This is a genomic window from Intrasporangium sp. Soil_C_50, from assembly GCF_057656595.1.
In genome coordinates this window covers 328,759-341,297 of sequence record NZ_JBDGKB010000004.1, presented here as the reverse complement: position 1 = coordinate 341,297, position 12,539 = coordinate 328,759, and the positions used below count along the sequence as shown (strand labels likewise).

Sequence of the window (12,539 nt, the reverse complement as noted above, 5' to 3'; positions counted from 1 at the left end):
ACTCCTCACCTCACCCGGAGGTTCTCCTCGTCGTCAACGCCGAGGTGTCACCAACCTGCTGGCCGAGTACACCTAGGCTCGGGCGGGTGAGCCCGTACCGCCCCGACGCCGCAACCACCCGCCACCTGACCCACCTGCTCGCGACCGAGCAGCGCACGCACCGCCTGCCCTCCGTGGCGGCCGGCGTCGTCCGTGACGGCGAGCTCGTGTGGTCCGACGCGGTCGGCACGCTCGACGGTCGCAGCGACGGCGCGGCCGCGGACGCCGACACCCAGTACCGGATGGGCTCGATCACCAAGACGTTCGTCGCGGTCGCGCTGCTGCGCCTGCGCGACGCCGGCCGTCTCGGACTCGAGGACCCGTTCGAACGGCACGTGCCGGGCACGTCGTTCGGGCACGTGACCATCGCCCAGCTGCTCTCGCACGGGGCCGGCGTCCAGGCGGAGACGAACGGCCCGTGGTGGGAGCGCACCCCGGGCGGCTCGTGGGACGAGCTCGTCGCCTCGCCCGTCGCGCAGCGCTTCGCGGAGGGTCGGCGCTTCCACTACACGAACGTCGGCTACGCGGCCCTCGGCGAGCTCGTCGCCCGCGCCCACGGCACCTCGTGGTTCGACGTGGTGCGCCGTGAGCTGCTCATGCCGCTCGACATGAGCCGGACCACCCCGCGCCCGGCCGGCAAGGCGGCGCAGGGCCTGGCCGTGCACCCGTTCGCCGACGTCGTGCTGCCCGAGCCGGAGCACGACGCCGGTGCGATGGCACCGGCGGGCCAGCTCTGGTCGACGACGACCGACCTCGCGCGCTGGGCGGCCTTCCTCGGCGGCGACACCGGTGACGTGCTCTCGCGCGACACGCTCGCGGAGATGTGCGAGCCGCGCACCGTCAACGACCTGCCGGGCCAGGCCTGGACCGTGGCGCACGGCCTCGGGTGGCAGGTGTGGAACCTCGACGGCGTGCGGTACGCCGGTCACGGCGGTTCGATGCCGGGCTTCCTCGCCGGCCTGCGGGTGCGACTCGACTCCGGCGACGGCGTCGTCGTCACGGCCAACGCGACCACCGGCATGGGGCCGGTCGCCCAGACGCTGATCGAGGCGTTCGCCGAGCGCGAGCCGAAGCCGGTGGCGCCGTGGCACGTCGACGTCGGTGCCGCATCGGGCCATGCGGGCTCGGTCGACCTCGGTGGCACCTGGCACTGGGGCCCGGCCGTCGCGACCGCGCGCTTCGAGGGCGAGCACCTCGTCCTCGGCGAGCCCGGCCAGGCGCGCGGGTCGCGGTTCGCCCGCGTCGAGGCCGACGGCCGCGACGCGTGGGTGGGGCTCGACGGCTACTACACGGGCGAGCCGTTGCGCGTCGTGCGTCGGCCCGACGGCACCGCCTCGCACCTCGACCTCGCTTCGTTCCGCTTCACCCGCACGCCCTACGACCCGGCCGCGGACGTGCCGGGCGGCGTCGACGAGCACGGCTGGCGCTGATGCCCCGACCCGACCTCTCGACGCTTGTCTGGCCGCGCCGCACGGACCGGCTGCTGCTGCGCCCGCTGCGCGTCGAGGACATCGAGCCGATCCACGCCTTTCGCAGCCTGCCGGAGGTCGTCGTGCACCTGAGCCACGACGTGCTCAGCCTCGAGGAGGTGCGCGAGCGGGTCGTGACGCGGATCGCGCGCGGGCGCCCCGACGCGCTCGAGCCGCTGCTGGGGCTCGCGGTCGAGGAACAGCGCACCGGACGCGTCATCGGCGACGTCATGCTGCGGCTCGAGCCGTGCCGCTCCATCTCACGCACGCCGACCGACGCGTGGGAGGGCACCATCGGCTACGCGCTGCACCCCGACGTCCACGGGCGCGGCCTCGCCGCCGAGGCCGCCTCCGAGCTGCTGCGCATCGGCTTCCACGAGCTCGGCCTGCGCCGCATCACCGCCGACGCGTACGCCGACAACATCGCCTCCAACCGCGTGCTGCACCGGATCGGGATGAGGCTCGAGGCGACGATCCACGCGAAGTCGCTCGGCAAGGACGGCACCTGGCTCGACGACAACGAGTGGGCCGTCCTGCGCGAGGAGTGGATGGGCTGAGACGCGCGCGCCGGGCCGTGCGGCCCCGGCGCCTTGTCGTGCTGCGTCACCGCTGCATCCCCGCCGGACCTCAGTGGGTGCCGTGGTGCTCTGCCCGGCGGGGGAGCAGGAAGGTGAGCAGCCACGCTGCCGCGACCATCGCGACGGCCACCCAGACGCACGTCTGGACCGCCGAGGTGAACCGGCCGATCGTCGGTGCGACCGCCCCGCCCTCGAGGTGGCCGAAGAACACCGTGCCGAGCACCGCGATGCCGAGCGCGCCGCCGATCTGCTGGACCGCCGTCAGGGTGCCCGACGCCGAGCCGGACTCCTCGGGCGACACCCCGGCCAGGACGATGTCGAAGAACGGCGCCATGACCATCCCCATGCCGATACCCATGGGCACGAGGGCCGGGGTCAGCGCGAGGATCGTCACCGACGCGCCGGAGGAGCCGACGATGACGCCGAGCAGCACGAGGCCGCCCCCGAGGACGATGCCGCCGATGTGCATGAGCCGCCTGCCGAGCCGCACGTTGAGTCCCTGGGCGATGCCGAAGCCGGCCATCATGCCGAGCGCCTGCGGCAGGCCGGCGAGGCCGGCGTGGAGCGGGTCGAAACCGAGACCGAGCTGCACGAAGAGCGTCAGGACGAGCGAGGTGCCCATCAGCGAACCGAAGAGCGCGAGACCGGTGAGCAGGCCGGAGGTGAAGGCGCGCTTCGTGAACAGCGAGGGCACGACGAGCGTCGCGAGCCCGGCGCGGTCACGGCGTCGCTCGAGCACGGCGAACGCGGCGAACGCGGCGACGGAGAGGGCAAGGAGCGCGAAACACCATGCAGGCCAGTGCTGCTCGCGGCCCTGGATGAGCGGGACGATGAGCGCGACCATTCCGGTCGTGGCCAGCAGCGCCCCGGGGACGTCGATGCGCAGGGACCGGTCGGGACGCGACGCCGGCAGGTAGCGCAGCCCGGCGAGGAACCCGGCCACGCCGATCGGGATGTTGATGGCGAAGATCGCCCGCCACCCGAGCCCGAGGACGTCGGCGTCGACGAGCCAGCCCGCGAGCACCGGCCCGCCGACCGACGACAGGCCCATGATCGGGCCGAAGGCACCGAAGGCCCTGCCCATCTCGGCCGGCGGGAACATCTCCTTGATCATGCCGAGGCCCTGGGGGATCATCGCCGCCCCGAAGAAGCCCTGGACGACGCGGGTCACGACGAGCATCTCGGGCGACACGGCGGCGGCGCACGCGATCGAGGCGAGGGTGAAGCCGGCCATGCCGACGAGGAACATCCGGCGCCGGCCGAAGAGGTCGCCGAGCCGGCCACCGAGGAGCAGGCCGGATGCCATCGCGACGGTGTAGGCCGCGGTGAACCACTGCACGAGCGTCGCGCTGCCACCGAGGTCGCGCACGACCGATGGCCCGGCGATGACGGTGACGAGCGCGTCGAGCAGGTCCATGACCTCGGCGGCGAGGACGACGAACAGGGCGGCCCAGCGGTACGGGTGGGGCGTGAAGGACGCCTCGGCGGCCGACGTCGGATCGGTGCCGGCGGGGACGTCGGGGGTGGTGCGGACGGGGTCCGGGGCCGCGGGTGGCGGCGAGGTCGTGGGCGGGGTGCTCATGGGGTCTCCTCGGCTGGCAGTTGGCGAACAGCGTTCGTGACGAACACTGTTCTACTAACGAACGGTGTTCGCGTCAAGTACGATGTTCGTCAGGAGGCCCGTCAGGGTCCAGGCGGCGAGGGGAGCGGCATGACGAGCAGCGGTACGACGAGTCCGGGAACCTCCGGCCGCCCCGACCTCCCCGGCCTCCCCGAGGTCCCGTGGCGTCCGCGTCCGCGGGCCACGCGCGCGCGCACCCCCATCTCGCTCGACCGGATCGTCGAGACTGCCCTGCGCATCGTCGACGCCGAGGGCACCGAGGGCGTCACCATGCGACGCGTCGCCACCGAGCTCGGCACCGGCCCCGCCTCGCTCTACGCCTACGTCGAGTCGCGCGAGGAGCTGCTCGTGCGCGTCCACGAGCGGGTCATCGAGGAGGTCGACTTCCCCGACTTCCGCGCGGTCGGCTGGCAGGAGGGGCTGCGCCGCTTCGCCGCCGGCGTGCACGAGGTGTACCGCAGGCATGCCGACATCGCCCTGCTCAGCTTCGCCGACATCCCGACGACCGAGGCCTCGCTGCGCGGCGCCGAGGACCTCCTCGCGGCGATGCGCGACGGTGGGGTGTCGATGAACGTCGCGGCCTGGGCGATGGACCGCATCTCGCTCTACATCGGGGCCGACGCGTACGAGGGCTGGCTCATGCAGCGGCGTTTCGGTGGGGCCACGCCGGAGGAGTCCGAGGAGCGGGGCCGAGCCTACTTCGCGCAGGTGGGGGAGTTCTTCGCCGCACTGCCGCGCGACCGCTTCCCGGTCATGACCTCCCACCTCGGCGAGCTGATGGACGGCGACGGCGAGCAGCGGTTCGCCTTCGGCGTCGACATGTTCATCGCCGGCATCGCGAGCACCGTGCCCGCCAAGGACAGCGGGGCAGCGAAGGCACGGAGTCGCGGGAAGCGCTGAGCCTCAACGTGATCGGGCGATGAGCGCCTCGATGCCGTCGAGCAGGAGCGTCAGGCCGTGGTCGAACTCCTCGTCGAAGAAGTCCTCCTCGTCGTCATCGAGCGCTCCCGGCCCGGCGGCGATGAGCAGCGGGAAGCGCTCCGGGTCGACGAGCATGCCGATCTGCTCGAGGTAGTCGGCCTGCGGTCCGTCGGGGTCGGGGCTGCCGACGAGACCCATCTGCACCGACTGGCGCACGTGGTTGTGGTTCCACCCGTCGATCGCGAGCATCGAGGACAGTCGCTGCTGTGACGTGAGGTCCGCGCCCTCCAGCGCCTCGAGCCCGCGCTCCATCCAGGTGATCGCGTTCGGGGTCAGGGGCGGGGCCGCCTGGCGCACCTCGACGGTCCACGGGTGGGCCATGCGGCGCTCGGACAGCTGTCGCGTCCAGGCCGTGATGCGCTCGCGCCAGCCCTGGCCCGGGCTGAAGGGGAGGTCGGGGGCGCCCAGGGCGACGTCGAGCATGACGGCGCCGAGCTCGTCGCGGCTGTCGACGTAGCGGTAGAGCGACATCGTCGTGAACCCGACCGCGCTCGCGACGCTCTTCATCGTCACCGCGTCGAGGCCCTCGCGGTCGGCGATGGCGACGGCCGCAGCGCCGATCTCCTCGATGGTCCTCGCCGGGCGCGGACCGCGGCGGCCCTCGGGCTCGCGCCCCCAGAGCAGTTGGAGGTAGCGCGGCAGGGCCGGCTGCCGCGGGGGCACGTTGTCGTCGGGCACGGGCCGATCCTAGCCAACTGCTTGCGCAGTACGCAGATGCGTTCTATCTTCTGTGTACTAGTTAAACACTATGCGATATACGCAGATAGGAATTGCCATGTCCGCCCCGATCGCCGCCCCACCACCGTCCTCGCCTCCCCGTGCCGGCAGGCGCGAGTGGACCGCCCTCGCGGTGCTCTGCCTCCCGCTGCTCATCGTGTCGATGGACGTCTCCGTCCTGTTCTTCGCCGTGCCACACATCGCCGAAGCCCTCGCGCCGTCAGCCACCCAGGTGCTGTGGATGTTCGACGTCTACGGGTTCGTGTTGGCCGGGCTGCTCTTGACGATGGGCAACGTCGCCGACCGGATCGGCCGGCGACGACTCCTCCTGCTCGGCGCCGCGGCCTTCGGGCTCGCGTCTCTCCTCGCCGCATGGGCCCCGAGCGCCGAGTGGCTCATCGCCGCGCGCGCCCTCATGGGCGTCGGCGGGGCCACCCTGATGCCGAGCACGCTGGCGCTGATCCGCAACCTCTTCGCCGACCCCGGCGAGCGCGCCAAGGCCGTCGGGGTCTGGTCGGCCGTCATGGCCGGCGGCGTCGGGATCGGGCCGGTCATCTCGGGGGTCCTGCTCGCGCACTTCTGGTGGGGCTCGGTGTTCCTCGTCAACGTCCCGGTCATGCTCGCGCTGCTCGTCGTCGCCCCGTTCCTCCTCCCGGAGTCCAAGGCGCCCTCGGCGCGCATCGACGCGCTCGGCTCAGCGCTGTCGCTGCTCGCGATCCTGCCGCTCGTGCACGTGCTCAAGGAGGTCGCGGCCGACGGGTGGTCGATGCCGCTGGCCGGGTTCCTCGTCGTCGGCGTGACCTCCGGGGTGGTGTTCGTGCGGCGCCAGTCGAGGATCGCCTTCCCGATGGTCGACCTCACGCTCTTCCACCGCCGCGGCTTCGGCGGCTCGGTCGCGGTGCAGGTCATCGGGATGTTCGGCGTCATGGGCAACGCCGTGCTCGTGACGCAGTACCTCCAGTCGGTGCTCGGCTACAGCGCGCTGGCAGCGGCCCTGTGGAGCCTGCTGCCCTCCGTCTTCGTCGGGGCCGCGGCACCGACGGCGGCGGCAGTGGCCGGACGCGTCGGTCGACCGCTCGTCATGGCGGTCGGGTTCTTCACGGCCGCAGGAGGGTTCATGGGGATGCGCCTGGCCGGTGTCGACTCCTCGATCGTCGTCACCCTCGTGGCCGCCTCTCTCGTGGCAGCAGGCCTCGTGTCGGTCGCGACGCTCGTCACCGAGTACGCGATCGGTGTGGCCCCGGCCGAGCGGGCCGGGTCGGTGTCGGCCCTCGTCGAGACCGCGGGCGAGCTCGGCGGGGCCCTGGGGATGGCGGTGCTCGGCAGTGTCCTCGGCGCGACGTACGCCTCACGGATCGTCGAGCTGTTGCCGGCGGGCCTGCCGGCCTCGGTCGTCGACGCCGCGAGCCAGACGCTGGGGGAGGCGTCGGTCGTCGCTGCTCGCGTCGGGGGTCCGGCGGGCGACGGGGTGCTCGCCGCGGCCCGTGAGGCCTATGTGCACGGCATGCACGTGACCGACCTCGTCGCGGCGGCCGTCCTCGTCGTGGGCGCGGTCGTGGCGCTCGCGTTCCTGCCGCGTCACGAGGCTCGCAGCGTCGACGCCGAGGGCGCCGAGGGCGCCGAGGTGGGCGCGCCCGCCCCCGTCGGCTGAGCGGCTGAGCGGCTCAGGGGCGACCGCGAGCGTGGACCACGAGCCGGGAAGGTCGTCCTCGTGGTCCACGCCGCACCCCGCCGGGCGGGAGCGCAGCACGCCCGGCGGGTGTCGAGGTGGGTGCGGGGGTCGGATCGGGCGACTCGGGACGGCCCCCGAACTCCGCTCCGGCCCGCCGCCCCCGCACCCGGGTCAACCGGCTCGGTCATCCGGCTCGGTCACGTGCGGTCACGCGCTCAGCCGCACTCATGAACACCAGGGGTAGACGAACAGGCTGTGGCTGCCGGCCCGGTGGTCGGCGAGCAGGAGGCTGAGCGGGATCGGGTCGGGTACGCCGCTGATGTCGGCGCCGGCCCTGGGGGTGACCCCCACCGCCAGTGCGGTCGAGATGGGCAGCCCGTTGGCCGCCACCTGCGGGAAGACCCCGAGCGACTTGAGCGTGTTCATGCCGGCGCGCATGCAGGCGGTGTCCTGCCGGCCCGACGCCGACGCCGATCCGGCGCTGGTCAGGGCGGCGGCGGCGGCCAGGGCCAGAGCGGCGGTGGCTGTGGCGATCTTCATCGGTGACTCCTGTGTCTCCCCGAGCGTCCACGGTTTGTCAAAGGTTTGACGGCCCAGAGTCACCAAAGCCGGGCCTGTTCGTCAAGCGTTTGTCCAGGGTTTGTCACGGGGTCCCGACGAACGGTCAGACGCGCTGCAGCTCGGCGGTCGGGGCATCGACGGCCTCGACCCTCCGGATGTGCCGCGGCCACCAGAACCGGTCGCCGAGGACGATGGCGATGGCCGGCACGAGCAGCGTCCGCACGACGAGGGTGTCGAGCAGCACGCCGACGCAGATGATGACGCCGATCTGGGCCAGCACGACGAGCGGCAGCACGCCGAGCACCGCGAAGACCGCGGCGAGCAGGATGCCGGCGCTCGTGATGACCCCGCCGGTGGCCGCGAGCCCCCGGAGCATCCCGACGCGCGGCCCGTGGCGGCGCGTCTCCTCCCGCGCCCGGGTGACGAGGAAGATGTTGTAGTCGACGCCGAGCGCCACGAGGAAGACGAACGCGTAGAGCGGGGCGCTGTCGTCGAGGGCCTCGAAGCCGAAGACCTTCGTGAAGATCCACCACGACGCCCCGACGCTGGCCAGGTAGGTCGCGACGACGGTCGACACGAGGACGAGCGGTGCGACCACCGAGCGCAGCAGCAGTCCGAGCGCGACGAGCACCAGGCCCAGGACGATCGGCAGGATGACGAACCGGTCGCGCGAGGACGCCTCGGCCTGGTCGAGCGCCACGGCCTCGGTGCCGCCGACGTGCGTCTGTGCGATGGGTGCCACGGCGTCGCGCAGGGCGCGGACGGTGGCGGTGGCCTCGGGGGTGCCGGGAGGGGCCGAGATGACGGCGTCCACTTCGGCGACGCCGTCGCCACGCGCGGTGACGCGGGCGCCGGCCACGCCGTCGACTCCGGCGGCTGCCTTCCGGACGGCCTCCGCGTCGCCCGTCGTGACGAGGACGGCCGGGTCGGCGCTGCCGGCCGGGAAGGACTGGGCGAGGCGTTCGGCGGCCGCGATGGCCTCCGGCTTGGTGAGGAACTGGTCGGACTGCTTGAGGCCGGTGTCGACGGCGAGCAGGCCGCTCGCCATGGCGGCGAGCACGACGAGCGTCACCGCTATGACGCGACGCGGGTGCGCGGCGACGCGGTCGCCGATGCGGCGCCAGAGGGTGTGCCCGTCGGCGAGCGACTCCTGGCCGACGTGCGGCACGCGGGGCCAGAAGACCCAGCGTCCGAAGCAGACGAGGGTGGCCGGCAGGACGAGCAGCACGAACGCGGCCGCGACGACCACGCCCACGGCACAGGCGAGCCCGAGTCCGCGCGTCGCCGGGAAGAGTGACAGCAGCAGCGTCAGGAGGCCGACGACGACGGTGACCGCGCTCGACAGGACGGCTTCGGACGTGCGGTGCAGGGCGAGCGACATCGCCTCGCGGCGGTCCTCGTGGTGGCGCAGCTCGTCGCGGTAGCGGGAGATGAGCAGCAGGGCGTAGTCGGTGCCGGCGCCGAAGACGAGCACCGACAGGATGCCGATCGTCGACTCGTCCCAGGCCTGCCCGAACGCCGACAGCACGTGCGTCGCCACGACCGCCGCGACGCGGTCGGCCACGCCGACGACGACGAGAGGCACGATCCAGAGGATCGGGCTGCGATACGTCAGCACGAGCAGCAGGGCGACGACCGACGCGGTCGCGAGGAGCAGCCGCGTGTTGGCGCCGTCGAAGACCTTGGCGAGGTCGGCCTCGACGGCGGCCGGCCCGGTGACCTGCGCGGTGAGGCCCTCGGGCAGTCCTTGGCGAGCCGTGCTGCGGATGTCGGCGACGGCCTTGCCGGTGCCGGTGGCGTCGGTGGCGGCCACGGGCACGACGACGAGCGCAGCCGTGCCGTCGTCGCTGCGCTGCGTCGGGATGCGTCCGCCTCCGGGCAGTGCGGCCGCCCGCGCCTGGACGGCGGCGAGGTCGGTGGCGTCGAGCCGGGTGCCGGCGCGCGAGAAGAGCACGACGGCACTCGAGCCCTTGACCTCGGGCAGGCGGTCGCGCAGCTGCTCGGCCGCGGCGCTGTCGGAGCCGACGGGCAGCGCGTCGGTGCTCGCGGCGGTCCGCGTCGCCTCGCCGACGGCGCCGATGACGCCCATGGCCCCTGCAAGCGCGAGAATGACGATGGCGACAGCCCACCATCGCCGCGTGATCCTGTCGGTCAGACCCCGCACGACGCACCTCCGGTTAGGATGAGTAACTGGGTTACTCAGAAGATTACTAAGTTGGTGAGTGACATTAGCACGAAGCGACGCGAGGCGTCAGCGCGCCCCGACGCCCCCGATGGCTCGGGCGGCTCCGGCCTGCCCGAGGTCGGTCTGGTCCCAGGGGTGCCGCAGTGGCGCACGACGCCGACGCTCGCCGCCCTCCAGGAGCTCGTCGAGGTCTCCGAGTCGGTGCCCGGCATCGTCGCGCGCCGGGCCGGCCTGTCCACCTCCGAGCTGCACTCGCTGCGCCACCTCATGCGCGGCCCGGTCGGCCCCGTCGAGCTGGCGCGCCTGCTCGGCGTCACGTCGGCCGCGTCGTCAGGGGTCGTCGACCGGCTCGTCTCCCACGGGCACGCCGAACGGCGCTCGCACCCCGGCGACGGCCGGCGCACCGAGGTCGTCATCACCGACAGCGGGCGCGCCGAGGTGCTGGCACGGATGCGCCCGATGTTCGAGTCGCTGGCCGCGCTCGACGCGTCGCTTGCCCAGGACGAGCGCGAGGTCGTCGAGCGCTACCTCCGCGGCGCCATCGAGGCGATGACGGCGCTGACCCGCTGAGGCCCTCGATGCGCGTCAGGGCAGGTGGGCGTTGACCGCCTCGGCCGCGCGCTGCCCCGACACGAGCGCGCCTTGGATCGAGGCGGTGTCGCGGTGGTCGCCGCACACGAAGAGCCCGTCGCCGAGGTGCACCGGCGAGCGCACCTCGAGCGGGGGAGCCATGAGCGGCAGGGCCGAGTCGACCCGGTGCCGGGTCACGGTACGCCAGCCGCTCGTGTCGCGGCCGTAGATCTCGCCGACGTGGCGCAGCACGTCGGCCTCCGCGGCGTCGCCGTCGGGCCGGTCGAGCAGGCAGGTCGCCTCGACGAGGTGACGTGTGGCCGGGGCGTAGCTCGGGGCCGCGGCCGACAGGACAGCGGTGTTCCACACCGGTCCGGGCGAGGTGTGGTCGTGCCGGCGGCCGTCGATGGCCACGAGCGGCAGCTCGGTCGGCGGCTCGGGCGCCTCGAACCACCACGTGACCAGGCCCCGCGTGGTCGGCTCGGGCAGCGGCGTCAGGTCGGCAACGCCCCCCGGGTCGGTGGCGACGACGGCGGCGCGGGCGCTGATCCGGGTGCCGTCGACGCGCACGTCCACACCGTCGCCCGACGCGTCGATCGCCTCGACGTGGCTGTGCAGGCGGACGCGGTCGCCGAGCGGGGCCGCGACCTGCTCGGGCAGCGCCTGCATGCCGGTGGCGGGCACGGCCGGGCGGCCGAGGGCGAACATCCGCACGAGCAGCTTGGTGAAGTTGGCCGAGCTCGTGCCGTGGCTATCGACGAGGACACCGGCCAGGAACGGGTCGAGGACCTCGCGGCGCAGGCGCCCGGTGACCCCGGCCTCGTCGAAGGACTCGGCGAGCGTGGTGTCGGGCTGGCGGATGACGGTCTTCGGGTCGGCCATGACGCGCGCGGTCCACCGGGTGACGCCGGCGAGCTCGCGCGGGTGCAGGTAGCCCGAGCGGATGGTGCGGGCCAGCAGCTTCGGCTCGCGGACCGGGTCGGCGACGACCTGCAGGCCGTCGGTGCGCCGAACGAGGACGCCTGAGCCGAACGGCTTGAGGTCGAGGGCGCCGACGTCCACCCACCGGCGCACCGCCGGGTAGGCGGGGTTGAGCACCTGGAAGCCACGGTCACAGCGGAACCCGTCGACGACATCGGTGCGGATGCGGCCACCGACCGCGTCGCTCGACTCGAGGACGACGACGTCGCGACCCAGCTCGGTCAGCCGTCGTGCGCACCGCAGACCTGCGAGCCCAGCACCCACGACGACGACGTCTGCGTCCACTGAAGGATCACCCCACTGCTCGAGTCCGGCCCCCCGCTGCTGCACTCTAGACCCGCGTGACCCGCCAACGGTGGGCTGGGCCGGGTGCCCTTCGTTCAGCCCCTGAGGCGCACCGACAGGCAGGTGACGCAGCCCTCGAGCTTCTCGAACTCGGAGATGTCGACGACGGTGACATCGAGCCCGCGTCCCTCGAGCAGGTGGGCCGAGCGCGGGGCCGCGGCCGACATGAGCACCGACTGCCCGCCGAGGAGCACGACGTGCGCGCCGGCCTCCTCGGGAACCGGCACGAAGGCGTCCCAGACCGACGGGTCGTCGACCAGCGGCGGGTAGCCGATGACGCTGCCGTCGGGCAGCGCGGTGACGGCCGACTTCAGGTGCAGGACGCGCGACACCGGCACCGGCACGACCTCGACGCGGTTGTGGGAGAAGGCCGCCGCCAGCTGCCGGACGCCCTCGTCGTTGGTACGGCCGCCGACGCCGACCCACACGTGACGCCCGTGCTTGAGCACGTCGCCGCCGTCGAGGGTGCCCGGTGCGCTCACCTCGACGACGCGGTAGCCGTGGCCCTCGACGGCTTCGCGGACACCGGCGCGCTCGCCCCGCCGCTCGGGCGCGCCGCTGCGGCACAGCACGGCGACGTCGCCGTGGACGACGACCTGGTCCTCGACGAAGACGCCGTCGGGGCACGCGTCGACGGGCGCCACCTCCTCGAGGTGCCATCCGCGTCGGCGCAGGACGTCGCAGTACTCCTGCCACTGGCGCAGCGCCAGCCCGGCGTCGACACGCTCGGCGCGCTCGACGTGCGTGACGATCCCGTCGGCGAGCAGGGGCGAGGGTCGGCGGACGAGCGCGAGGCGACGGTGCACGCGCTCACCCTAGG

The 12,539-nt window shown here is 73.3% G+C and carries 11 protein-coding genes; 5 read left to right on the top strand and 6 right to left on the bottom strand.

Annotation, left to right across the window (positions count from 1 at the left end; translation table 11 throughout):
* Positions 1 to 86: 86 nt before the first annotated feature.
* Both AC3A5R_RS13095 and AC3A5R_RS13090 read left to right on the top strand, forming a co-directional pair.
* Positions 87 to 1,469, top strand: a complete 1,383-nt coding sequence (locus tag AC3A5R_RS13095; protein WP_487621190.1) for a serine hydrolase domain-containing protein — start codon at positions 87 to 89, stop codon at positions 1,467 to 1,469.
* Positions 1,469 to 2,065 carry a GNAT family N-acetyltransferase gene (locus tag AC3A5R_RS13090; RefSeq protein WP_487621189.1) on the top strand — a complete coding sequence of 199 codons (597 nt, stop codon included), beginning with the start codon at positions 1,469 to 1,471 and terminating at the stop codon, positions 2,063 to 2,065. The genes AC3A5R_RS13095 and AC3A5R_RS13090 overlap by 1 nt, the downstream gene beginning before the upstream one ends.
* Positions 2,066 to 2,135: 70 nt before the next feature.
* Here the strand turns inward: AC3A5R_RS13090 and AC3A5R_RS13085 are convergent, their stop codons facing one another.
* Positions 2,136 to 3,668 (bottom strand): MFS transporter, encoded by a 1,533-nt coding sequence (locus AC3A5R_RS13085; protein ID WP_487621188.1) that lies wholly within the window; start codon positions 3,666 to 3,668, stop codon positions 2,136 to 2,138.
* 129 nt (positions 3,669 to 3,797) lie between these two features.
* Here AC3A5R_RS13085 and AC3A5R_RS13080 point away from each other — a divergent pair, with 129 nt between their 5' ends.
* Positions 3,798 to 4,607 carry a TetR/AcrR family transcriptional regulator gene (locus AC3A5R_RS13080; RefSeq protein ID WP_487621187.1) on the top strand — a complete coding sequence of 270 codons (810 nt, stop codon included), beginning with the start codon at positions 3,798 to 3,800 and terminating at the stop codon, positions 4,605 to 4,607.
* Between the two features lie 3 nt (positions 4,608 to 4,610).
* On the opposite strand, the gene AC3A5R_RS13075 is transcribed toward AC3A5R_RS13080, so the two are convergent.
* Entirely contained in the window at positions 4,611 to 5,366 is a 756-nt protein-coding gene (locus tag AC3A5R_RS13075) for a TetR/AcrR family transcriptional regulator (RefSeq protein WP_487621186.1), read from the bottom strand.
* A gap of 97 nt (positions 5,367 to 5,463) precedes the next feature.
* Between AC3A5R_RS13075 and AC3A5R_RS13070 the strand changes: the two genes are divergently transcribed.
* Positions 5,464 to 7,056 carry an MFS transporter gene (locus AC3A5R_RS13070; RefSeq protein ID WP_487621185.1) on the top strand — a complete coding sequence of 531 codons (1,593 nt, stop codon included), beginning with the start codon at positions 5,464 to 5,466 and terminating at the stop codon, positions 7,054 to 7,056.
* 246 nt (positions 7,057 to 7,302) lie between these two features.
* On the opposite strand, the gene AC3A5R_RS13065 is transcribed toward AC3A5R_RS13070, so the two are convergent.
* Both AC3A5R_RS13065 and AC3A5R_RS13060 read right to left on the bottom strand, forming a co-directional pair.
* Positions 7,303 to 7,617, bottom strand: coding sequence for a hypothetical protein (locus AC3A5R_RS13065; RefSeq protein WP_487621184.1), 315 nt, complete (start codon positions 7,615 to 7,617; stop codon positions 7,303 to 7,305).
* Between the two features lie 124 nt (positions 7,618 to 7,741).
* Positions 7,742 to 9,727 (bottom strand): MMPL family transporter, encoded by a 1,986-nt coding sequence (locus AC3A5R_RS13060; RefSeq protein ID WP_487621183.1) that lies wholly within the window; start codon positions 9,725 to 9,727, stop codon positions 7,742 to 7,744.
* A 129-nt stretch (positions 9,728 to 9,856) separates the two neighbouring features.
* On the opposite strand from AC3A5R_RS13060, the gene AC3A5R_RS13055 reads away from it, so the two are divergent.
* Entirely contained in the window at positions 9,857 to 10,393 is a 537-nt protein-coding gene (locus AC3A5R_RS13055; protein WP_487621182.1) for a MarR family winged helix-turn-helix transcriptional regulator, read from the top strand.
* Positions 10,394 to 10,408: 15 nt separating this feature from the next.
* Here AC3A5R_RS13055 and AC3A5R_RS13050 read toward each other — a convergent pair whose 3' ends face one another.
* Both AC3A5R_RS13050 and ddaH read right to left on the bottom strand, forming a co-directional pair.
* A complete protein-coding gene (locus AC3A5R_RS13050) occupies positions 10,409 to 11,659 on the bottom strand; it encodes an NAD(P)/FAD-dependent oxidoreductase (protein ID WP_487621181.1) in 1,251 nt (416 codons plus the stop codon).
* 95 nt (positions 11,660 to 11,754) lie between these two features.
* The gene (gene ddaH, locus AC3A5R_RS13045; protein WP_487621180.1) at positions 11,755 to 12,525 is read right to left on the bottom strand and encodes a dimethylargininase; all 771 of its coding nucleotides are present in this window, start codon (positions 12,523 to 12,525) and stop codon (positions 11,755 to 11,757) included.
* Positions 12,526 to 12,539: the final 14 nt, after the last annotated feature.

What these genes read in the sequence shown, in the direction of transcription:
- AC3A5R_RS13090 (WP_487621189.1), top strand. Translation starts at nt 1,469, where the DNA reads ATGCCCCGACCCGACCTCTCGACGCTTGTCTGGCCGCGCCGCACGGAC.
- AC3A5R_RS13085 (WP_487621188.1), bottom strand. Translation starts at nt 3,668, where the DNA reads ATGAGCACCCCGCCCACGACCTCGCCGCCACCCGCGGCCCCGGACCCC.
- AC3A5R_RS13080 (WP_487621187.1), top strand. Translation starts at nt 3,798, where the DNA reads ATGACGAGCAGCGGTACGACGAGTCCGGGAACCTCCGGCCGCCCCGAC.
- AC3A5R_RS13070 (WP_487621185.1), top strand. Translation starts at nt 5,464, where the DNA reads ATGTCCGCCCCGATCGCCGCCCCACCACCGTCCTCGCCTCCCCGTGCC.
- AC3A5R_RS13065 (WP_487621184.1), bottom strand. Translation starts at nt 7,617, where the DNA reads ATGAAGATCGCCACAGCCACCGCCGCTCTGGCCCTGGCCGCCGCCGCC.
- AC3A5R_RS13060 (WP_487621183.1), bottom strand. Translation starts at nt 9,727, where the DNA reads ATGGGCGTCATCGGCGCCGTCGGCGAGGCGACGCGGACCGCCGCGAGC.